We start from the raw sequence: 22,434 nt of genomic DNA, 5'->3' as shown, positions 1-22,434 counted from the left end.
ATTTTTCAGATTTTCACTTTGAGAATAACGTGCCAGCTTGGTAAACAAGTTAATCCATTTTCATCCGTGAGTATGTTAAGGTTCTTTTTCTTTTGGAAATCAGAAATAGCTCCTGCATTTCCTTTATATGTCACCCGTTCAACAGATTGGATCGCCCAATCATTTATTTCGGCCAATTGTATAATCTCTGACAATTCAATTGCTAAAGGTTTCGGCATACCATGTTGTGATGGCGCAAAGGTGATTAGGTGAAATTCAGCGTTATCATTCGCCAAGCGCCGCATTTCTTTCATATAGGCACTTCTGTCACTCGATGGAATTGAGTGATAAACAGCTGAATCTAAGATAATATCAAATTTTTCATTGAGTCCAGTATCGCAAGCATTCGCTAATTGAAACTGAATGCCGGTCTCCTGATGAACATTTAAACAATGTTCAATCGCTTTTGCTGCGCTATCAATCGCAGTGACCTGATATCCCAATTCATTCGCTTGCTTTGCGTTCAGCCCCAATCCACAACCAACATCCAATAACCTGTTTTTCTGACCTTTTCCCAGAATATCCTGAACTACTGGCTGTGGTCGACCAATATCCCAAGGGACGGCAGTTACTTCTGCACTGCTTATTAATGTTTTACCTTCATAAACACCTTGGAAATCCGCTTTATCAAATTCATTTATTGTTGGGTTATTCATAAATCATTCGCTACTAAATGCTCAATTTAAATTAAACTTCTGATAAGAAGCATCGAATAAAACTTGCCGCTCAACTAAAATCGACTCGATACCCCCTTGACCGGGTTAAAAACTCAGCAATATACCCATCATGTGGGACGTGGGCTTGCATCCAGATTGTAGGAACCTGACCAATGTATAGGTTTCTAATCTCCGGGATCTCACTGATCGACTGAATCAAAGCCACTTTCTTTGTCGCAACCGAGACAACAAGTGCTGGTGCTAAAAATGATAAACACGCCTGATGTTGAAATGGCACAAATGTTACCGATGCAACAGGTAATTCAAGTTGGACGATGGGTTGATCAGTAGAATCAGCCAGCATGATCAATGGCATGACTTGCCTGGTACCCGATTTTAGAGAAAACACTTCCGGCCGACTGAATATAAAATCCTGATACTGCTCAACTTGCTGTATCCACCAGTCATAACGCTGAGATGACAATTGAGGAAGATAACGCTCTCTCTCGTGTGGATCCTGCAGCCGATCGTACACATAGTCCTGAAAAGCACGGGCAAACGCTTCGGCATCACCTTCAATGAAGACACTGCTCGTGCAGACACATGCCGCGCCCCCTAATCCAAGGACAGATTCAAAAACAAGTTCAAAAGCATCTTGCTGAGGATAATCATTACCAATCACCATTTTGGATCTTCCCGGCCCTTGCACCAGAACATCAGAACGGTTTTCATACCGAGTGACGGTGTCTTCTCCGCCATACACGATACTCAGATCTGCCGCTTCAATGATTTCCTCAACGCCGTCATGAGCGGTTGGCAACATGACAACATAATCAGCAAGCCCAGACTCTGTCAAAGCTTGGACTAAACGGTGCGCTGTCCATGGCTCACGCTCTGATGGTCTTAACACAACGCGATATCCCAATGCGATAGCCTGCGGCCAAAGCGCATGAACGCCTGTTCCATTTCCTGGCGCGATGACAGCTAATACTTCCCCTTTACGAACAACCTGCGCACAACCTCGTTGTTTCACCTGATCTGAATAAACATCTGGGACGCCTTTCGCGAAACCCAATGCTGAATCACGAAAAGCATGCGAGGTGGCATCACCGATCTTTTGAAGAGCCTTCTTAACAACCTCTTCTGGTAAGCCGGTGACAGAAACAACTTGATTGACGTAATCGTCCGGATTGAACCCGCCAACTGTGCCTGAATGAAAAAGCTGACCTGCTTTTTTTAAGGCGATTTTTCGCTCATCATCCGTTAGATGTTTACCTTTGCGAAGCTGATTCACTGCATGACTGATAAACATTTTGGGTAATTGAATTAAATGAGCGAAATCTTTACCTGTAATATCAGAAACAGTCACGTAACGTGCGATATTGTCTTGGCTAACAGGAGTGATCGCTTTAATGACTGGTATTTCGGATAAAGACAGCGTTTCTGTGCCCATCAGTAAACGCCCTCAATCACCTGATTACCCTCAACAACACGCAGGGGTGAGATATTAGCCACCCTATCACCAACTTGGCCCGGTTTTCCTTCTAATCTGATCGCGGTATCACGTTCAATCACACGGGGATAAAACGCATATCTGCTCAGATGAGACACAATAACTTGTCCCCGCTGACCATAATTGACAGGCTCTTGTGTTGCAGCATTGACAACTTCATACGTAATAAACGGACTATAGTTGTCGTATTCCACATATAAGCTCTCACGATGAATCAGTGAAGAGCGAGAAACACCTAATGCTGAAGTGCTTCCATAGCTCGCACTGAATTCACATTCAGGCAAAATTTCTGTTGCAATAAATTTAACTTCATCCAGATCAATTTCTGTCCCACCTAAAGTAATCTGAACAAGCGTTTTTCGCATATGTTCTACCAAAGATTCATCTTTGAGCAGGGCTCGTAAAATAGGTGGCGTGGTGACAAGAAAGCGGATCTGTTGAGTCAACAGCGTATTTCTGATCTGTTCAACTAAATGAGATGAATAACTCCGAACTGACTGCATTTCATTTTTCGAGATTAACTGTTTTACCCAACGGGGATCAATATCGATCGAAAAAAAACGCCACCTAATGCTTTGGCTCGAATTTTATTGATAGCACCAACAATATGTGGCCCCGTAGGGACCGCGGCCAAGGTATTCCCTGTTGGGCGACCCGGACGATTTTTATAGGAGGACATTCGCCAATCTACAAGATTATTGATCCATGCATCATAGGCTATCACATACTTAGGTGCCCCAGTGGTTCCTCCACTTTCATAAACTGAAAAGTTCTTATCATCTTTCAATCCACGTGGAATTAATTGCTCGACAGGAACCGTTCTTAAACGTTCTGAAAAATCAGGAAACTTCTTCAAGTCGCTAAAAGTGTTAACTTCCTTTATTGGATCAAACTCCAACTCAGAACGTATTTTCAACCAGAACTCTGACCCTGTTTCTTCAGAAAAATGCCATTTAATTATTGACTGAATAAAAAGATCAGGTTTATTTAAGTTTTCAATTTCGTTCAGATCATGGCTGTAATCTTTCACAGTACCATCCTTTTTCAGTCAATGTATAAGCTAATCTTTGATGAATCCGGTCTTGGTTTGCCGACCAAAATTCACAATGATTAATTTTCAACGCATAAACAACAAAACGTTCAGGCTTTGGTTGTTTCCCTTGATTTTCATATCCTTTAACATCTCTATAAAATGAATCAAAATCATTAAATTTTTCACTTTGATGAGACACAACAGAAACAGGATCATAAGCAGCATCACGTGCATTCCATGCCGACTCAGCGATCGATTCATCCGCTAAACTCATTGTACCGGAAACACTTAACTGACGACCGATCTCACGCCAGTAAATATGTGCACTCGCGATACCACTTTCTCTGATATCACTCCCTTTTCGACTACAACTATGCGTTGCAAATAACATGACTTCGCCGTCTATAGCGATCGGAAACATGGTTCTCATTGTTATTTCACCGGCAGCATTACATGTCGCAAGTGTATAAGCGTCAGGTTCTCTGACATCACCGGATCGGGCTCGGGTGATCCATTGACTTATAATTTCCTTAGGTGAACCCGGTGGTGTATCATATTGTGGAAATGGTAAATTCAATCGCCCAGTTAATGACTCAAGTCTACTCATTTTTTATCTCTTTCACTCAATTAAATTCTGGCTTGACAATCCGAGAAGTGATAAACATTTCCTGATAATATTGCATGGGTTCCGATACCTTGATCAGACTTAATTTCACCATACATTTCAGATTGCCGGCTCAGTTGTGTCCCTTGCAGTATCATCAGTTTTTTATTGAGTGAAAACTGTCCATATTGAACCAGATGTTGTGCTATTGGCCATACCACAGAACCCGTACCAGCATCTTCTTTGACGCCATACGCTGGTGAAAACATTCGATTTTCAATGCTATCTCCATCCCAGCAAAAACAGTTAATTGCCATATTTTCGAATGCTTCAAGCGCGGTATGATTGGGTTTGATCTGATGTAACACAGATTTATCACTCACTGAAACCAAAACATGTCTGGCACCTGCATCATATATTTCGATGGGTAACTCAGACCCTTCCAAACCTAATGCTTTTAGCAATTTATCTTTCTCAGAAAAAGGTTGTGATGTTGCAAGCGGAACTGTCATCTCCACTTCGCTCACATCATCAGAGATATGTTTAACTGAGACTGATGCAGGACCCTTTTTTGTATGAAATACAAAATCATTAACGTTGTACTTTCTTGCATATGCAGCAGCAGTACCCATTAACGGATGACCAGCAAATGGTAATTCATTCACAGGTGTAAAAATGCGAACTTCCACATTTTTTTTATCATGACTCGTATGGAGAAAAGTCGTTTCAGATAACTGTAGTTGACTGGCAATAGACTGCATGAATGATGCTGATAATTGCTCAGACTCATAAAAAACTGCCACAGGATTTCCTGAGATTGGCGAGTGAGTAAAAGCATTAAACACACCATATTCTAATTTTATATGACTGCGCATACTTCTGCTTCCTTAAAATACTGATAATTCAAGAGAGGCTTCACAAAATAATCGAGAACTTGTGGGCCATTAACCGTTAAAAATGATTCCAAATGAAATTGTACTGATGCAAAAAAACTGCTTTGGATCGCATATATTTGATGTGTTTTTTCATCTAAAAATAAGTCGACATCTCTTTCTTTCATTTTGAGAATTGTCATATCATCTGCCGTAACACAAAATGTATTATAAAATCCAACAAGTTCTTTTTGGTTACCCAAAGTGATGGCTTTCTGTAATCCTTGGTTTGGCGGATTAAGACGAATGATTGGTAACCCAAGCTCTTGAGCCAATAATTGATGACTCAGACAAACAGCAAAAAATGGGTGTTCTGCTTCAATTAATCTTCTGATCAGTTTTCGCATTAAAAAGACGCGTTTATCCGATTTATCTTCTGGATTTCCGGGTCCAGGCCCTGCCAGCACCAGGTCATAGGAAGTAAAATCAATCTCCTCTGCCACTTTGACAACTGTCGCAATAGCGCCAGCAGAGGTGAACAACGTCTTTAACATTGATGTGAATGTATCGTTACCGTCGATGATTAAAACCTGTTTGCCCAGATAACAGTCATCCTGCCGATTTCGTTTATTGGGTTCAGTTCGCCAGAAATTCGAATTTTCTGTGCTTCGCCGTGCTAATAGCTCCTGAACCCCCGGGATATCATTCAGCAAAGTTGCTTGCTTATCTGGTGAGTTCAGTCCTTGTTTGACTCCCGAACGTTGTTCTGCACCAAACATTGCATGATACAAAGAAGCTGCTTTACTGCGAGTTTCGTTGGTTTCATTAGCCGGAATTGAATCTCTAACAATGGTCGCCCCTGCTGTGATTTCTACTTCACCTTGCTGACCGATTTCAGCCGTACGAATGAGGATCGCAGAATCCAGCGCTGTAGATTCACCGTGCTTCTCAACGAATGCCACAACTCCGCTGTAATAACGGCGTCCTTCAGGCTCATAACGCGAAATCACATTACAAGCATTTTGGACTGGGCTGCCTGTTACGGTTGGTGCAGGCAACGTCTCTTTCAAGACTTTAGCAATACTCGCTTCACTTTGACCACTCAGAATATACTCTGTATGCGCTACGCGACTCAGTTGTTTTAATTTCAGGGCACTCACTTGTCCACCCGATTCACAGAGGCTAGACATCATTTTTAGTTCTTCATCTACAACCATGGATAACTCTCCGATTTCTTTCTGACATGAAAGAAAACTCAGAATTGATTCATCCATCGGTCCATCAGATGGGTAAGCATAGGTACCACTAATTGGATTCATCATCACTTCACCATTATTTAAAGATGCGTGTAGTTCAGGAGATGCTCCAATAAACGATTGCTCACCTGTTTGAATCAAGAAAACCCAATACGCTGAACTTTCTGTTTTTAATAAATTTCGAAACAAGCTGAACAATTTTGATGGTTCATATTCATCAATGGTTGCATGAAGTTTTCGTTGCAATACAAAGTTTGACCCTGCACCTTGTCCGATTTCATTGTCAATCAAATGACGAACCCGGCGACTATACTCTTGATCATTTAAATTAAAATGTTCATGCTTTGTGTTAACTGAATCATCTGTTATGGAATGCATAAACTCATGTACAGGAATTTTTTCAGATACCTCAATTGCCAAACTCAACACGGGCATTTCATCGTCTATTGCATTATAATCATTCTCTATGACTTGTCTGAAGGGCAGTAATAAAAGGCCTTTATCTGATTTTAATTGTGTCTGTTCTATGGCTTCATTAATTACCATATGTTTATCAACACTGCACTGAAATAGGTTAATCATTCCAGCGTCTATTGTGGGGCGATAAATAATAGCAAATGGTTTTTCTGGATTTGAAATAATTGAAGATAGCAGACTACTCATAATTATCTAACTCAAATTTTGATATGACTTTTGCGCACGTGTCTGACATGTAATTCAAAGCTTGCTGATGACTTATTCTTGTAAAATCAGCCGTTGCATCAGCAATAACAATTGGACGAATATCCCGTGTAAATGCATCAATGGCTGTCGCCTGAATACCTATCGATGCATACAGGCCCGTAATCATTAATGAATCACAACCGCGCGCTGAAAGTATTTCTTCTAATTCGGAATTAAAGAATGCACTATAACGCCACTTCGTTAATACGATATCGTCAGACTGTGGAGTGAGTTCATTAATCACCCGACGGTCTTCCTCACAGGTCCGCATGCCGGGTCCCCAAAGGTCAGCAAGTAATCCACGCTGTTCCAGTGACATTCTCCCTGGTTGCGCACTATAGATAACTGGGATGTTATTTTTTCTCGCCCAATGCATGATTCTTTCAGTTGCAGTCACTAAATTTTCTGCAGTCTCTTCCGGTAATGAATTCACAAAATATCTTTGCATATCATGTACGAGAAGCGCGCAACTTTTTTTATTAATATCCCAATTCAAAACTTGATTAGAAGGGAGGATCAAATCGTTAGCATTATATGGTTCTGACTTAAGAGTCCTATACATTGAAAATCCTTTTAAACTCCATTTCCTTGAAGGCATCAAGCATGATATTCATGAACGTTAAATTTATCTTATCGGCATTTAAATCAATATTAAATTATTAGGCAGGTATACCTTCTCTTTTTATTTTCGGAACACTGATATCTAACGCTTTTAACTGCATGATTGGGTTCATAAACTCTCGATTTCTGATAATCAACCCATCATGTAATTCAAACGAATGAATAAAGTGATTCTCATAATATTTCTCTGGATACCCCGGAAAACGAATGATGCCTCTGCCATCACATTCTACCCAGATATGATTTGGATTGTCCGTTGTATAAATTTCAATGTTATACCACTCCCAATCGGGAAAACATTGTAGAGACCAATGTGCATGACGCTCCAAACTTTCAATTCCACGAATGATAATCGGTTGACCGGTCTCAGTCGTCCAAAGCCCTCCTTGTGCATCGTCTGCATACAATTTATGTCGTTCTAATCGCAATTTTCCTTTTGTATATTCTAAATACTTCCTGACAACTTCACGGTTTGTTTCGCGTATTGTATTTTCTTCAACATTCATAAGAAACATTCACTTTTTTTAGAGTAAAAAATAGCGCCCATACATCAATGATGATAGCTAAATGAAAAGAATTTTAATAATTGGGTACCAGAAGGATCAATGTTAATTAATTCAACGGATACCCAGATTAAGATGATTAATCGAGTGGACTGATACGAATTAAGTGTCCATCAGGATCTTTTACAACAAAAGTTCGACCAAATACTTCATCATAAGGTTCTTTAACAATAGATAAACTTGGATGTTCTTTTAACGTTTCAAACTTAAGGTTTACATCATCATTAGTTTTTAGCATGATTCCGATTTCACTATATCTCTGGATTTCAGGATCAGGTACGGCTCCGCCCGACCACAATGCAAATAATGCACTCCCGGATTCAGATGTAGGAAACGCGACATAACGTGGACTACTGAAAACAGGTTCAACATTAAAAAGTTCTTTATATAAATCTGTTGAACGCTCGACATCTGACACATATATCAAATGTAGGTTAGCTAATGATACTGGTGCGTTTTTATTAACCATTTTCATTCCTTCAAAATTGCCTTATTAACATTTTGAGAAACTTTAACATCTTTATTTACAACTTCAATACTCAATATGCAAAAAAGTGCCTATAGAATTATCTATAGTCAGAAATCTCACTATAAGTGATTGTTTTAATAATTTATTATTCTATATTTCTCTTTTATTTAAGTGTTTTTTGTGGAAATAGTCACACTAAGCATTTTATGTTCAATGAGTTAGAATCAATTTTATCCCTATATGGAATATAACCTTTGATTTTCTCGAATGGATTTTGATCAACATCAAAACAATGGCATCAAAATTAATTCATCATCGGATCTTTCTGCGCAACTGAGTTCTCTTGGGCGGGGTTTTTAATTCAAATTTATTTGACTATCAGCAATCAACAGCAATAACTGTGCACTACTGATAAAAAAAGCAGCGTTTCCGCTGCTTTTCTGAATGTTATTTTTGGCAAATTTGCTGTTATGCCGTCACCAGCTTGCTTTGGCGGGCTTTCAGTCTCAGCTGGGCAACTGCCACCCCGCAAAGCACTAAACCGCCGCCGATCAAATGCACCGCTTCCAGCTGCTCGTTCAGCAGAACACTGGCGATAATTGCGGTAATCACAGGCATCAGGTTCATGAACATGGCCGTTTTATCTGCGCCCAGCATCTTAATGGCTTTCATCCAGCACCAGGGTGCAATGACCGAGGCCGGTATTGCAGCAAACAGGATCAGCGGCAGCGACTCACCGGTAATGCCGATCCGCTGGCTGGTAAAGAGCATCGGTAAAAGAAACAGGACGGCAAACATGCCCTGAACATACACAGATTGCCAGTTACTCAGCGGCATGTCCCAACGTTTGATCAGCACACAGTAGAGTGCATACACAAAAGCTGCCAGCAGGAGTAAAGCATCCCCTTGACTCATCCCCTGAGACAGCAGCTGAGACGGATCGCCGTGGCTGAGCATCAATACCAGCCCGCCAAGCGACAGTACAGCACCCACCATTGCCAAAGGCGATAGCCTTTGTTTCAGGATCGGCACACTCAGAAACATACTCATCAGAGGAACCAGTGACATAATCAAGGCCATATTGGTCGCTGTGGTGGTCGGCGCGGCAAAATACCCCAATGACTGGTTCAGCACCATGCCCAAAAACGCCAGCAATGCCAGCTTCGACAAATGCGGTTTAATGTCTGACCACTGACGGATCACAGAAGTGATCACAAAAGGGGTCAGTGCCAGCATGGCAAAAAACCAGCGGTAAAAGGCGATCGCTCCCGGATCGATTACGCTGTAGGAAAGTTTGTTAACAATGGCATTCCCTGCCCAAATTGAAACCGTCAATAAGGGAAATAAGTAGATCATGCGCCGCCTTCGCTGAGATTGCAGAAAAATACGCTATACGTATGTATTCATTGTCTCAGGTCAGCTCAGAAATACATATCTCCAATCGGACACACGACCCTTACATTCAGACATATCAGTAATTATCGGCATTAACTGAAACCGTGATACGGTTTCGTCTCTCCCTGCATCGGTATAGGATCCGAAATCATGACAGCCGTTCACGCCGCATTCCATCGCCACGCCTCAACAATAAAATTAATTAATTCATATAGTTAAATCAGACACCACCATATTCCTTCAATTGCACTAGTCACTCTGTCTGGCTGGGTGGTACATTGTTCCCTGGACTCATGCGCAATGGACTGAATGGCAATGAAACATGCCAACCCGAATACGACTCCGATTGATATCTTCTTCCTGCTGACTCCTGACGTGCATTTACTCGATCTGGCCGGTCCCTGCCAGGCTTTTCACGAAGCCATCAGCTATGGCATGGCTCTGAATCTGCATTTCATCAGTGACCAATCCACCCTGAGCAGTCATCAGGGGCTCACTCTCGGCGGTATTCAGCCTTTGCCGTCAGCCCTGCCAGAGAATGCCATCGTGGTTGTTTGTGCGTCGAAATATCATGAAGGGATATACCGGAATCAGGCCAGTGAGCGTTGTATTGAATGGCTAAGACGCACCCCGAAAGCCGATACCCGGATTCTCGGCATTTGCACCGGGGCTTTTTTACTGGGATTAGCAGGCTGGCTGGATAACCGTCAGTCGACAACCCACCACAAACTGACAGAGGCGCTGTCACGGCACTTTCCTGCAGCAGACGTGTTACCGGAACGGATTTTTGTGCAGGATGGTCAGGTCTACACTACGGCAGGTGTAACGGCCGGTATTGATCTCGCCCTTCAGCTCATCGAAGAGATCAGCGGCAGCCGGTTTGCCATGGAAGTCGCACGAGAGTTGGTGGTATACCGACGTCGTATGGCCAACGATCCGCAAATCTCCAAACAAGTCAGCTACCGCAGCCACATTTCACCGCTGGTGCATTCCATTCAGGATTATCTGCAAACCCGACTGCATGAAAAACTGGCGCTTGCCGATATCGCGGACGCTTTCCGGGTCTCTGCCCGCCACATGCAGCGAGAATTTAAAAACGCTACCGGTCTGACCATCCGGGAATTTCTGGTCGAGCTGAGACTGGAAGAAGCGAAGAGCTACATTGAAAATGGTGACACCATTGAAGTCGCGGCGTTTAAATCCGGCTTCCCCCAGGCCAGCTCATTGCGGGCCGCCTGGAAGAAAAAGTATAAAACCCTGCCAAAAGAATCCGCCGCTAAAGTAGACGCGGCGGCCGAAAGTACAGGGAGATACCTGTTCAATCGCTCAACTGGGTAACAAAAAACTGCGACGCCAGTTTGAGAGCATGTTTGGTGGCCTCCGGGTTATAGCGGATGGGGACATTTCCGCCCTTGCCCTGAAAGGCATAGGGATCGAAGAAAAGGCTTTCTGCTCTGGGCAACTCAAAAGCGTGCGTGGCACCGGGCAGCGTCACCAGTTTGACCAGTGACTGGCTTGACTGTGGCAGCTGGCTGACCAACGTCTTGCAATCATCCGGATCATCATATTTGTCCTCTTCGCCAGACAGAATCATCAAGTGGCGGTCTGCAGCAATGGCGGTAAACGGATAACCCGGCACCTTGTTATAGGCCCAGCACACAGGATAATTGGCCACCAGCGCTTTCAGTGCACCGGATTCCTGCTCGCCCGCCATCAGCATGGCAACCACACCGCCCCAGGAAAAGCCAATCAAACCCAGTTCGCTGGCGTTGATGTCCTGCCGGGATTTCAGATAATCAATCGCTGCGTACACGTCCGGTAACGTGTCTTTGACATGTTTCGGCCGGGACAAACCACCTTCCAGCCCGCGCGCTGCCCACATGTCGATTTCTAATGTGGCGAAGCCCTGCCTGTTCAGTGCCTGGCTGTAAAGCTCGCCGCGCTCATCCACCCCACCAGAACCGTGCACGATGATGACCGCAGGCAGGGGAGTGTCAATACCAGCAGGTTTGGTGAAACGTGCAGCCACAGTCACCGGACGATCAGTCGTTTTTCCGGACTGAAAAGCGACATAATTGTGTTTAGACAAAGCATTTGCCGTATGGCTCTGCGCCGCATTGACAGTGCTGGTTACCAGCACTGAAGCAACCCAAAGAGCAGCGTTACGAAATGTGTTCTTCATGACAGCGATACAACTTCCCTGAGTGAATGTGTTACCTGAGAGGCAGCCAGTGCCTGCCTCAGATCCTGAATGATATCCTGACTGGCTTCCAGACCGACACACAACCTGACCAGGCCGTCTGAGATGCCATACTGCTGTTTCTCGTCCTGAGAATACCGGCAGTGGGTCGTTGAAGCCGGGTGAGTCACCATCGACTTGGTATCACCAATATTGGTACAGCGGGCGACCAGATTCAGCGCGTCGATACAACGCCAGGCCGCTTTCTGACCACCATCCACGACAAAACTGATCACCGGGCTGTGGCCGGTCTGCTGCTTGGCAATCACCTTGGCCTGCGGGTGCGAATCGCTGAAGGTGGAAAATACTTGCTGCACACAAGGCTGCTGACGCAACCAAGCTTCGACCGCTCTGGCGTTCTGTTCATGCATGGCCATTCTGGCCGTCAGCGTATCCAGACCGTGACTCAGCACCCAAGCCGTAAAAGCATTCATGCAAGTCCCGGAGCTGCGCAGATAATTTTTCAATGGCTGGATCACGTCTTTACGTCCGGCGATGACGCCGCCGACCGTTCTGCCCTGCCCGTCCATAAATTTACCGGTCGAGTGCAACACCAGATCAGCACCATGATTTAACGGACGCTGGTTGACCGGTGACAGCAAAGTGTTATCCACCACCAACAGGGCATTATTTCGTTTTGCCAACCCGGATAACCAGGTTAAATCCGCCACTTTCAGCAGTGGGTTGGTGGGAGATTCAACCAAAATCATGCGGGTACGGTCACACATGGCGGCTTGCCAGGCGTGCTGATCATCGAGATCCACGCAGGTCGCCGTGATTCCGAACTGGCCGAAATACTGACGAAACAGGTGAGTCGTGGTGCCGAAAATACCGCTGGCCAGCACCACATGGTCGCCCTGTTTTAGAAACGTCATGGCCAGAGCCAGATAAGCTGCCATGCCAGAGGCAAAGGCCACAGCGGATTCCGCGTTTTCCAGCGAGGCCAGTTTACGTTCGAAATGTTCGACCGACGGGTTGGTAAAACGGCTGTAAATATTCCCTTCTGTCACACCGTTGAACCTGTCACTGGCTTCCTGCGCCGAGGTAAAATCATAGGCCGATGTCATGGCAATGGCAGCGGCATGAGAGTCATCCAGTGAAGGAAAACCCATGTGTATTGCTCGGGTTGATTGCTCCATGCTTTTTATTCCTTTCATCATTGAGTCGGCGATTAAGATGGTGTAACAACCTGCGATTGCGGCTTCTCTTTAAAGGCATCAGAGAAGTAAAAAACCAGTCCCGTGGCAACAGAAACAAAGCACAACCCGGTCACCGCGAGTGTGATGAAGGAATAACTTTGCGTCGCATCATACGACAGGCCGCCCAGCCATACCGTGCCAAATACGAACACCTGATGGACAGTAAACAGGCAGCCAAAAATCTTGCCTTTCACTTTCTCGCCGTAAGCTTTCAGACACATGAGGGACGTCACTATCACGGTACCCATATAGGTCAGGCCAAACAGCACAGCAAAAATCATGCACAGCAGTAAACTGTCTGCTGAGAGCACAATCAGCATAGAAGCACCACGGACCGCGTAAAGCAGAGACAGCATCAATGCCGGTGCCGAATAACGCAGTAAATAACCCACTAAAAACGCACCGATGAGTTCTGCGGCACCCAGCACGCTCAATGATGAAGCGACTATGGTGGCCTCCCCTTCTCCCCCGGTAAAGCGTTCCTGTAACATAGGAACCAAATGCACATCGACATATGCCATTGAGGCACCACAACCGCCGAATGACAGCGCCAGTAACAGAAACAGTGGTTTTCTCAGGTGTTGATGCCATTTCAAATCATCTTCGTGGCTCTCGGCAGCTGTCTCAGAGACAAACTCCCGGCGTGGAAACACGCGGCACAACCAGATACAGGCAGGCAGGATCACCACAGCAAACACACCGAAGATGATCAGGCTGATGTCTTGCCAGATCACAAAGGTATTCAGCCACACCCAGAATGGCGACAGCACCATAAAGCCAATCGCTGTCCCGTTGGTGATGGCGGCATACGCCATACCCTTGTTCTGGCTGTCAAAGATACGGTCGACCAAAAGCGCCAGCGGCACAAAGGTCATCGCCGTCAATGCATAAGCAGCCAGCACGCCGAACAACACCAGAAACAGCCAGAAGTTGAATGACACCGCCATCAGCAGATAGACAAACACCGCAACCACAGCGCCAGACAAAATCGTCAGCGCCGGGCCGATGCGATCACATATCCAGCCGACCACAGGAGACAGAATACCAATCGACAAGCCAAACAAGGCGCTGGTTAACGAGAAGACACCCCGCCCCAATCCGCACATGCTGGCTAAATCCAGGAAGTAAACCTGATAGCTGCCCTTAATCGATGACGCCCAGAAGGTCACCAGCACGCCAACGAAAATGGCGATGATCTGTTTATTACGGGATATATCCATCAGGCCTCCTGAAGCGACTCCGCTTTCACCTGTTGATCTTTTTTATCGTAACCAAAGTGTTCATACACCCCTTGATACATTCCATAAAACAGCTCGCAGGTGGTATTAATCGCTTCAAGCGCTTCCTGTTGCTTTTTCGGTGTATCACAGAGATCAGCCAGCAGCGCCAGACCTTGTTGGACATGGCCGACATCTTCTTCCTGATGAACAGAGAAGAACAGCAAATCGGCTTCTTTCAGGTCATACACTTTACCGAGAATATTGTGGCGCGCTTCGTCGCCCACACTTTCCAGATTCTGGCCTTCACTGGCGACCATCACGGCCGCTGCACCGATGTGGTACAAATCCGGGTTTTTACAGGCAATCAAGCGGTAATCAATCAATGCTTGGGTCTGGGGTAACGCAATCGCCGCGTCACGCTCAGTGTCTGAAATGCCCAATGCCTTGATAAAATCCTGCATCAGCTCAACATGGTTTTTGGTATTCGATAACCGGCCGGTTTCTTCTTCATACATGTTGTGCAACAGCGCCCGTTTATGTTTTGGCAAAGGACAGTGAAAGAACAGATGCTCAATATAGGTCAGGAAATGTTTCGTAAGCTGGTATCCCTGCAAAGTGGTGAACTTTAAGAGATCCGGGTTCGGATTATTTTCATCCAGCAGATATTTAAACAGGGGGTGACCTAAGGTCAGGTGATTTTCTAATGTCTCACGCATTAATTCGCGAAAATCTTTTTTATGAATAAGTTCAGCGCCAACTGACATAGTTTGACTTCCTTGTTTGTAGAATGTTTTAAAACGGTTCCAGAGATCAACGGTTCGTTGTTTCATGAAATGTCCCTCGAATGACTGCCCCTGATAGCGGCTGTAATCATTCAGGATTCCATAAGTTTCAAAACCACATTTATTCCAGATTCGGTGAGCCTTCGAACCGCCCCGCACATCCAGCGTGAGCAGCTCGACACCCTGTGCCATGCACGATTGTGCTATCGCTGCCAGTGTCTGTTCCAATATACCCTGGCTGCGGCAGTGGGGATGAATCATCCCCTTTTGCAAATCACATATATGTCTGGTGGTTTGCTGATGGCTCTTTTTAAAGAAGCAGCAAACCACCACTGTGCCGTTTTGCATGCCGATCAGAATTTGCAGCACCTGGCTGGCGATATCTCTTTCCAGTGATGATAAATACCGGCTCGCTTTCTGTTCATCAAAGCTGGCATCAAAACCTAAAATTGCGTCGTCAGCCTGACTGAGTTTCAGTAGTTCTATCAGCGACTGCTGGTAGTCCGAAAACAGTTCAACGCTATTGATCAGTACGTAAGAAAGAGAATCAGACACAACAATTTCCTGTGGGTGTGGTTATCAATCGAATGATGAATAAGTTGGCTCAATCCTATTAACCATTGAATCAGTTTCATAGCGTAAAAAGAGACATTTTTTCACCATAAAAGTGACATTTCACCGCGATCAGGCTGCCCTTCGCCAGCGCCAGAGACCTTTATTGACCAGTTGACCAACCAGTACCATCACCACTGCGCCAATCAATACCGGCGTGATCAGAAACGACCAGCTCTGCCCGGTCAGCATGATCAAAAGCGGATTCGCGCCCGCTGGCGGATGAGTTGTTTTGGTCAGCAACATGACAGAGACCGCCAGACCTGAAGCCAGCGCCAGAGTGAAGGGGGTAACGCCAACAAAGCTGACAAAAAACACCCCAATCAATGCCGTTAACAAATGACCGGCGATTACATTTTTGGGTTGTGCTAACGGACTGTCCGGCACACCGAAGACCAACACCGCCGTTGCACCGAAAGGGGCCATCAACCACAACCCGGCCGACGTCAGGTTCTCTGCCAGCGACAATAATCCGATAGCGACCGCCGCACCCAGCCCGGATAACAGTGCAATCCCGTATTGATTCATGTTGTACTCCTTCTTTGATATAAAGTAGACCGATCTGTCTACAAGACAAAAACAGAGTAGACAAGTCAGTCTACTGATGTCAAGATGCTTTTCAGTTCAGGAGGATGCATGAGTACGACAAAGTCATTGAAAACGGACAAAAAACAACTGCTGACAAATACCGCGCTCACCCTGTTTTACCGCCAGGGCATTCATGCGGTGGGGATCAACGAAGTGCTGAAAGTCTCTGGGGTGGCAAAGAAAACGCTCTACAGCTACTTCAGCAGTAAAGACGAGCTCATACTCGCGGCACTGGCAGCGCGCGACGAAATTTTTATGACGTGGCTGGCACAGCAATTAGCGCCGACGAGCAATGATGAAGAAGTGATCACCTTTCTGTTCAAGGGCCTGAGCGACTGGTTCCATGGCCGGGTGCCGACCTTAAGCCCTTTTCGCGGCTGCTTCTTTATCAACGCATCGGCTGAATTCAGCGAAGAAAACACCGCGATTGCTGACTATTGCAGCGAGCACAAACGCAAAGTCCGGACGCTGATTGAGCAACACCTTCACTCACCAGACGACCTCTTACTGGATACTATTTGCCTGTTGAAAGAAGGGGCGATTGTGTCGGCATTTGTCGGGAAAGATCTGGATGCGGCAGAGAAGTGTGTGGGTGTGTTGCTGGCACTCATCGATAAATCAGTCACTCGGCTTTGAGCCGGGTGGCTGATTTCATCACGTTTAAAGTGAACTGAGCTCAAAGGAGAGCTTAGGAAAGTTCAGTGTCACTGGGTAATCTGAAAAGCTCCCCACTACTGAAGCTCCAATCATCTGGGTTCGTGAATTGAATGACAACCATGACATCATCCGGCGACATATCCATGCGCTCAACTAACCTGTCGCACAGCGTCTGATAAAATCTCGCTTTCGTCACTTGGTCTCTGGGTTTTCCCGCTGTGATAGAAAACAAGGTATATTTTGATGATCGTTCTCCAGTTAAGTAATGCTGATTCACGACCAGTCTGTCTGATGGATATTCGTCAATCAATTGAAAGCAATCATCCGGAGGCACATGAAATGTATCAACCAGTGTTTGATGCAAAGTGTCCGATAAGATTTTCAGTTCTGATTTTGTACGCCCTGCCTGAACAACAATTCGAGTCAATGGCATATTATTCATCCTCAATTTTCAGCGTTTCTAATGCAGTGACAGCACTCGGCCAACCAACATAAAACGCAAGATGAGTGAAGACCTCCACAATATCTTCGTCAGTTAATCCATTCTCTTTGGCAAATTGGATATGCCACTGCAACTGGGCGTATTTATTCATCGTGACCAAAGCGCTTATCGTGATCAGGCTTCTTTCTCTGAGCGAAAGCTCTTTCCGTTGCCAAAGATCTCCAAATAATGTTGTTTCAGTAAACTCTGCCAGTTTTGGAGCAATTTTAGCCAGTGAGTCTTTATTCAAATGTTGAGCCACGTAAACCTCCTTCCGATGTTCTGCTCTGTGATTTGGAATATTGTTACGCTTCATGAAACCTTATAAAATCAAAACATTCTGAACTCATCATCCATAAAAACAGGAATATGATGAAGCGTCCTGACTCACTTGACATTGAAGCACTGCGTACGTTCGTGACTGGTATTGAATTAGGTAACTTTTCCCTTGCAGCCAAACGATTATCTCGCTCGACATCTGCAGTCAGTGCCCAATTAAAAAAACTGGAACATCAATGTGGTATGCAACTTCTTTGCAAAGAAGGAAGACACCTCAAGTTAACGGATCAAGGGGAGTTATTAGTTAGCTATGGGAAAAAAATACTGTCACTGAATGACGAGGCCCTGCAAGTCATCCATCAAAAGAGGATCCTTGGAAAAGTCAGTTTAGGGGTACAAGAAGATTTTAGTGATAAATTTCTCCCTGATTTATTGAGTAAAATTTCGAGAATATTTCCGAACATCCAGATCTATGCCCAGTCAGGCAGAAATAGCATTCTGAAAGAGGAAATACTTCAGAATAAAATTGACTTTGCATTATGCTGGGAATCACCTCAAGAAGTTCATGAGCGCTCTTTAATCAAAACACGACCTCAGCACTGGATAGCAAGTCCTGCATTTGATTTTGAAAGTTACATTATTTCCGGAAAACCACTTCCACTCATTTTAGTAGAGTCCCCCTGCATCATTCGAGATGCAGCAATTCAAGCACTTGACCAAGAAAATATCCCCTGGCAGATTGCAGTCTCTGGTGGAAGTTTACACGGCATTTGGGGAGCAGTGAAAGCAGGGTTAGGGATCACCGTCCGTACAAACACAGGTATACCTGATTCACTTATTATCATCGATCAACATTTACCTCCTTTGCCCGGTATTGGCTTGTCTTTATTTGAATCTTCAAGTGAAAAATCAGATTCATATAAAATCATTAAAGAGCTCCTACTGCATGAATTAGAATATTACTTTCCCGATCTGTGATGAGATTTTGACTTTATCTCTTGGCTTGAGCAGCTCCCAGGTTTGCGACAATCAGAATACAGAACAAAATTATCACAACCCGATATGGTCTCCAGTGATAGCCAAATGAATCAGTAATCAGTAATAAAAATTTGCTGATTACTTTGATATTCATAACCGACAACTATCAAATCCCTTTCAGCTCAAACTCAAGCCCCCATCCACAACCAACGTATGGCCCACGATATAACTGGCTTTTTCTGACAACAGAAACAGGATGGCCTCAACCACCTCAGCAGATTCAGCATAGCGTTTAGCTGGCACAACAGCAGAGACCTCCGCCCGAGTACCGGGCGCTGCTGCCTCACGGGCTTCCCAGCGAGGTGTCCAGGTCACACCTGGTGCAACAGCATTGATGCGAATCCCCTGTTGAATCGCCTCCAGTGCCACCGAGCGGGTTAGCCCTTCAATGGCATGTTTCGCAGCGCTGTACATCGCAGCGTTGGGCGTTGGACGCAGCCCATTCACAGAACTGAGATTCACAATCGCAGCCCCGGATTGCATCATTTGAAGCTCCAGTTGCAGGCACACGGCCTGTGCCCAGAAATCCTGTTCCAGTGTTTCGCGCAGCGCGGAAGGGGCAACTTCAGCAAATTGTCCGCGGGAAGCCAGCTCAGGAGACGCATTATTCACAGCCAGATCCAGCTTGCCGTAAGTCTCCCGGATATGCGCAAACAAGCGATTTAACTGCGAGTCATCCCCGATATCCATCGCATGGTAGTCCACAGAACTGAGTTGCGGATACCGGGCAACCTGCTGCCGCCAGACGGATGCCCGTCTGGAGCAGGTGATGACCCGATAATCTTCAGCCACCAAACGCAAGACCGTTTCGAGGCCGATTCCCTGACTGCCACCTGTCACCAACGCAATTTTCATTTCTCTTCCTTGTTCCCAATGCATCAGTCCGACAAATAATATTCGACCGTCGAAACCACTCTGACTTTCTTAATGTGCGGATTATTTTTATCGCGCGCACTGATTGAAAACTGTCCCTGAGACGCTTTGCGGATTTTGCCGAGTGTGCTGTCGGAATCCGAGGCAAACTTCTGCGCCACTTCACGGGCATTGCGGGTGGCTTCTTCGATCATCTCAGGTTTGATGGCGTTCAGGCGGGTGAAGAGGTATTCCGTCTGGGTTTGATACGCATCGCCGGTAAAAACAATGCCCTGCTTCCCCAGCTCAGAGAGCGAACCCATCACATTACGTACCGCATCAATATGGGTGGAGTACACAGTGACGGTCTGCATCGCGGTATAGCGGTACTGCGCCTGCGCGTCATTGCCATACTGCTGGGCGGATTTATCCGTGATCGCCGGAGTAGAGACAGAAATCTCATCAGCACCGATCCCATTGCCCCGCAGGTAAGATCGGATCTGCGATGTCTGACCATCCAGCATCTGATACAGCTCGGTTAAATCATTGCTCGCAACATTGTACTGAATCGGCCATATCACAATATCGGCCGGATATTCTCTTTCCGATAACCCTTTCACCGTCACACTGCGGTCAAGCTGCTTATAGCTCAGCGCAGCCTGGCCAAGCAAGTATCCCAACAGTGCCAGCCCGAGTAAAATACACACTCCCAGCACCGCAAAGCCGATTTTGTCCTGTCGCTGCTGCATTGTGCCTCCTTGGCATTCAGATCGTTTATCTACTGAGTCTAACAGGTATTTTTTGCCACAATGAACTCACTTTCCAGAGACTGACTGGCTAACATCTCTGACGACAATATTCACCCGTGATCATTCTCAATGACAGTCAATAACCAACCGAGGAAATCTGTCACAGCTTCTTCTTTCTCACTGCTATTCGGATAAACAAAGTAATACGCAAACTCATCAGGTAGTTTCATTTTCAGATCAAACAGTTGTACTAATGAGCCTTGCGATAGCTGTTTTGATACAAGTATAGGTTCAACCAAGCCCACAGCGACATTATCCTGAACCGCTTGGATCACATGGTTAAGGTCGGAGAACGCAATGCTCTGGCTATTATCAAATGCATTGACATTTGCCTGGCTCATCCACATTTTCCAGTCAGGCCAAGTTTGCCCGTTTACCGTGCAATTGACATAACTCAGCGGCAACCTGCTGAGATCTTCCGGTTTATTGATATCCTGATGATTCGCTAAAAACTCGGCACTACAGACAGGTGCGACTGACGTTTCAAATAGCTTATTAACCACACAATCAGGAAATCGGCCATTACCGAACCGGATGGACATATCAATGCCATCACGACCAAAATCTCTGACATCATCGGTTATGTCTAACGTTATCGACAAATCTGGCCTCCGTTGTTTAAATTCTCCGAGTTTAGGTAACAGCCAGTATGTGGCAAATCTGGCGCCGACTGACAAAATAAGATGCGAGCTATGTGGGTTCATTCTTCTGGCATCGCCAAGTGCCTGCTCCATGTTATTGAGAGATTCAGCAACAGCGGTAAACAATATACTCCCTTCAGGTGTCAATTGAATGGAGCGGCTGTTCCTTTTAAATAAAGAAAAACCCAACTGTTCTTCCATTTCCTTTATCTGATAACTCACCGCCGCCGGGGTGAGACTGATTTCTTTTGCAGCTGTTGAGAAATTTAAATGCTTTCCCGCCGCAACAAATATCCGTAGTGCTCTGGTTCCCGGTATGAATTTACTGTTCATCAATCATCAAAAATTATCAAATGCAGGTTCAAGTAATACTTGTTTCTCTTTCCCGACGCAATCACTCAATATTCCTCCCAGTGTTCAGCATTTTTTAATCAATAAATTCACGCTTATGGAGGCAAGAATCCTCATGCCAATTCAAGATACAGCCAGCATCAATGGGCAGCTTGCTACCGGATCTCAATTGTCAGCGCTGACGTTTGCCGGTCATGCCCACTTTACTGCCATGCAAGTGCGCCATGGAAAAATTCGGGGACTCGACCTGCACCTTGAGCGCCTGCAACACGCCTCGCACCATTTATTTGGAAAATCGTTAAGTGACGATGCCATTCTTCATCAGATTCGCGACGTCTTACGGTCTGGAGAGGAAAATACATCGCTCATGGTCTATGTGTATTCTGACAGCGGAGAGTTTACTCCCCGTGAGGATGACTCAAGATTAAACATACTGATTCGCCAGTCCGCTGCCAGTAACGGTCCCGAAGGCCCTTTAACCATGAAAACCTTTGCTCATGAACGAATGCTGCCTTCCATTAAACATGTCGGTGAAATTGCAAAAACCCATTTGATGCGTCAAGCGGTTCACCAAGGATTCGATGACGCCATCTTCACAGATAATCAGGGTCGGTTCACTGAAGCGAGTATCTGGAATCTCGCCTTCTGGGACGGTGAAACGGTGATCTGGCCCAAGGGTGCAAAGCTGTGTGGCACCACAATGCAGATAGTGCAGCGTCAGCTGGACGCAATGCAGATACCGCAGCAAGAGCAAGATATCACGGAAACCAACTTACTCTGTTTTCAGGCGGCCGCTGTTATGAATTCCTGGACACCGGGTATCGCGATTTCCAAGATTAATACAACACATTTCTCTGATACCCGTGAGTTTATCGCTTTACTACACCGCGCCTTTGCTAAAGAAGCTTTCATCGCGCCCTGAGTACCAGCATTTTAGTTTTC

General features: G+C 45.4%; 25 protein-coding genes. 4 read left to right on the top strand and 21 right to left on the bottom strand.

Annotation, left to right across the window (positions count from 1 at the left end):
* Positions 1-5 precede the first annotated feature (5 nt).
* The 11 genes from P4S53_RS05515 to P4S53_RS05465 all read right to left on the bottom strand — a co-directional run bounded on the left by P4S53_RS05515 (position 6) and on the right by P4S53_RS05465 (position 9,705).
* Complete coding sequence (locus P4S53_RS05515) at positions 6-695, bottom strand: class I SAM-dependent methyltransferase (protein WP_337111771.1); 690 nt, start codon at positions 693-695, stop codon at positions 6-8.
* Positions 696-765: 70 nt separating this feature from the next.
* Positions 766-2,148, bottom strand: coding sequence for an aldehyde dehydrogenase family protein (locus P4S53_RS05510; protein WP_337111770.1), 1,383 nt, complete (start codon positions 2,146-2,148; stop codon positions 766-768).
* Positions 2,148-2,654 (bottom strand): hypothetical protein, encoded by a 507-nt coding sequence (locus P4S53_RS05505; protein WP_337111769.1) that lies wholly within the window; start codon positions 2,652-2,654, stop codon positions 2,148-2,150. The genes P4S53_RS05510 and P4S53_RS05505 overlap by 1 nt, the downstream gene beginning before the upstream one ends.
* Positions 2,655-2,734: 80 nt before the next feature.
* Positions 2,735-3,238, bottom strand: a complete 504-nt coding sequence (locus P4S53_RS05500) for a hypothetical protein (protein WP_337111768.1) — start codon at positions 3,236-3,238, stop codon at positions 2,735-2,737.
* Positions 3,219-3,848 carry a pyridoxine 5'-phosphate oxidase C-terminal domain-containing protein gene (locus tag P4S53_RS05495; RefSeq protein ID WP_337111767.1) on the bottom strand — a complete coding sequence of 210 codons (630 nt, stop codon included), beginning with the start codon at positions 3,846-3,848 and terminating at the stop codon, positions 3,219-3,221. The genes P4S53_RS05500 and P4S53_RS05495 overlap by 20 nt, the downstream gene beginning before the upstream one ends.
* A 20-nt stretch (positions 3,849-3,868) precedes the next feature.
* Positions 3,869-4,720: a PhzF family phenazine biosynthesis protein gene (locus P4S53_RS05490; RefSeq protein WP_337111766.1), complete on the bottom strand. Its 852-nt coding sequence runs from the start codon at positions 4,718-4,720 to the stop codon at positions 3,869-3,871.
* Positions 4,705-6,636 carry a chorismate-binding protein gene (locus P4S53_RS05485; protein ID WP_337111765.1) on the bottom strand — a complete coding sequence of 644 codons (1,932 nt, stop codon included), beginning with the start codon at positions 6,634-6,636 and terminating at the stop codon, positions 4,705-4,707. The genes P4S53_RS05490 and P4S53_RS05485 overlap by 16 nt, the downstream gene beginning before the upstream one ends.
* Entirely contained in the window at positions 6,629-7,258 is a 630-nt protein-coding gene (locus P4S53_RS05480; protein ID WP_337111764.1) for an isochorismatase family protein, read from the bottom strand. Before P4S53_RS05480 ends, P4S53_RS05485 begins: the two co-directional genes overlap by 8 nt.
* Before the next feature lie 97 nt (positions 7,259-7,355).
* Positions 7,356-7,823, bottom strand: coding sequence for a PhzA/PhzB family protein (locus P4S53_RS05475; RefSeq protein WP_337111763.1), 468 nt, complete (start codon positions 7,821-7,823; stop codon positions 7,356-7,358).
* A gap of 136 nt (positions 7,824-7,959) precedes the next feature.
* Positions 7,960-8,349, bottom strand: coding sequence for a VOC family protein (locus P4S53_RS05470; RefSeq protein WP_337111762.1), 390 nt, complete (start codon positions 8,347-8,349; stop codon positions 7,960-7,962).
* A 468-nt stretch (positions 8,350-8,817) separates the two neighbouring features.
* The gene (locus tag P4S53_RS05465) at positions 8,818-9,705 is read right to left on the bottom strand and encodes a DMT family transporter (RefSeq protein ID WP_337111760.1); all 888 of its coding nucleotides are present in this window, start codon (positions 9,703-9,705) and stop codon (positions 8,818-8,820) included.
* 354 nt (positions 9,706-10,059) lie between these two features.
* On the opposite strand from P4S53_RS05465, the gene P4S53_RS05460 reads away from it, so the two are divergent.
* A complete protein-coding gene (locus tag P4S53_RS05460) occupies positions 10,060-11,082 on the top strand; it encodes a GlxA family transcriptional regulator (protein ID WP_337111759.1) in 1,023 nt (340 codons plus the stop codon).
* Here the strand turns inward: P4S53_RS05460 and P4S53_RS05455 are convergent.
* The 5 genes from P4S53_RS05455 to P4S53_RS05435 form a co-directional block, all read right to left on the bottom strand.
* Complete coding sequence (locus tag P4S53_RS05455; RefSeq protein ID WP_337111758.1) at positions 11,063-11,926, bottom strand: dienelactone hydrolase family protein; 864 nt, start codon at positions 11,924-11,926, stop codon at positions 11,063-11,065. The two genes, P4S53_RS05460 and P4S53_RS05455, sit on opposite strands and share 20 nt — an antisense overlap.
* Positions 11,923-13,122, bottom strand: a complete 1,200-nt coding sequence (locus tag P4S53_RS05450) for a trans-sulfuration enzyme family protein (protein ID WP_337111757.1) — start codon at positions 13,120-13,122, stop codon at positions 11,923-11,925. Before P4S53_RS05450 ends, P4S53_RS05455 begins: the two co-directional genes overlap by 4 nt.
* A 32-nt stretch (positions 13,123-13,154) precedes the next feature.
* Positions 13,155-14,402, bottom strand: coding sequence for an MFS transporter (locus tag P4S53_RS05445; RefSeq protein ID WP_337111756.1), 1,248 nt, complete (start codon positions 14,400-14,402; stop codon positions 13,155-13,157).
* The gene (locus tag P4S53_RS05440; RefSeq protein WP_337111755.1) at positions 14,402-15,739 is read right to left on the bottom strand and encodes an iron-containing redox enzyme family protein; all 1,338 of its coding nucleotides are present in this window, start codon (positions 15,737-15,739) and stop codon (positions 14,402-14,404) included. Before P4S53_RS05440 ends, P4S53_RS05445 begins: the two co-directional genes overlap by 1 nt.
* Before the next feature lie 129 nt (positions 15,740-15,868).
* The gene (locus tag P4S53_RS05435) at positions 15,869-16,324 is read right to left on the bottom strand and encodes an HPP family protein (protein ID WP_337111754.1); all 456 of its coding nucleotides are present in this window, start codon (positions 16,322-16,324) and stop codon (positions 15,869-15,871) included.
* 108 nt (positions 16,325-16,432) lie between these two features.
* Here P4S53_RS05435 and P4S53_RS05430 point away from each other — a divergent pair, with 108 nt between their 5' ends.
* Positions 16,433-17,020, top strand: a complete 588-nt coding sequence (locus tag P4S53_RS05430; RefSeq protein WP_337111753.1) for a TetR/AcrR family transcriptional regulator — start codon at positions 16,433-16,435, stop codon at positions 17,018-17,020.
* Positions 17,021-17,072: 52 nt separating this feature from the next.
* On the opposite strand, the gene P4S53_RS05425 is transcribed toward P4S53_RS05430, so the two are convergent.
* Positions 17,073-17,474, bottom strand: coding sequence for a tautomerase family protein (locus P4S53_RS05425; protein ID WP_337111752.1), 402 nt, complete (start codon positions 17,472-17,474; stop codon positions 17,073-17,075).
* 1 nt (position 17,475) lies between these two features.
* Positions 17,476-17,784: a carboxymuconolactone decarboxylase family protein gene (locus P4S53_RS05420; RefSeq protein ID WP_337111751.1), complete on the bottom strand. Its 309-nt coding sequence runs from the start codon at positions 17,782-17,784 to the stop codon at positions 17,476-17,478.
* A 110-nt stretch (positions 17,785-17,894) separates the two neighbouring features.
* Between P4S53_RS05420 and P4S53_RS05415 the strand changes: the two genes are divergently transcribed.
* A complete protein-coding gene (locus P4S53_RS05415; RefSeq protein ID WP_337111750.1) occupies positions 17,895-18,779 on the top strand; it encodes a LysR family transcriptional regulator in 885 nt (294 codons plus the stop codon).
* Between the two features lie 177 nt (positions 18,780-18,956).
* On the opposite strand, the gene P4S53_RS05410 is transcribed toward P4S53_RS05415, so the two are convergent.
* The 3 genes from P4S53_RS05410 to P4S53_RS05400 form a co-directional block, all read right to left on the bottom strand.
* Positions 18,957-19,694 (bottom strand): SDR family NAD(P)-dependent oxidoreductase, encoded by a 738-nt coding sequence (locus P4S53_RS05410; RefSeq protein ID WP_337111749.1) that lies wholly within the window; start codon positions 19,692-19,694, stop codon positions 18,957-18,959.
* 23 nt (positions 19,695-19,717) lie between these two features.
* Positions 19,718-20,440 (bottom strand): SIMPL domain-containing protein, encoded by a 723-nt coding sequence (locus P4S53_RS05405; protein ID WP_337111748.1) that lies wholly within the window; start codon positions 20,438-20,440, stop codon positions 19,718-19,720.
* 110 nt (positions 20,441-20,550) lie between these two features.
* On the bottom strand, positions 20,551-21,474 hold the full coding sequence (locus P4S53_RS05400; RefSeq protein WP_337111747.1) for a LysR substrate-binding domain-containing protein: 924 nt from the start codon (positions 21,472-21,474) through the stop codon (positions 20,551-20,553).
* On the opposite strand from P4S53_RS05400, the gene P4S53_RS05395 reads away from it, so the two are divergent.
* The gene (locus P4S53_RS05395) at positions 21,458-22,414 is read left to right on the top strand and encodes an aminotransferase class IV family protein (RefSeq protein ID WP_337111746.1); all 957 of its coding nucleotides are present in this window, start codon (positions 21,458-21,460) and stop codon (positions 22,412-22,414) included. The two genes, P4S53_RS05400 and P4S53_RS05395, sit on opposite strands and share 17 nt — an antisense overlap.
* Positions 22,415-22,434: the final 20 nt, after the last annotated feature.

This window comes from Photobacterium sp. Hal280 (assembly GCF_037162255.1).
Taxonomy (GTDB): Bacteria; Pseudomonadota; Gammaproteobacteria; order Enterobacterales; family Vibrionaceae; genus Photobacterium.
Note: the sequence above shows the minus strand (reverse complement) of the source record. Positions and strands in the feature narration are given on the sequence as shown.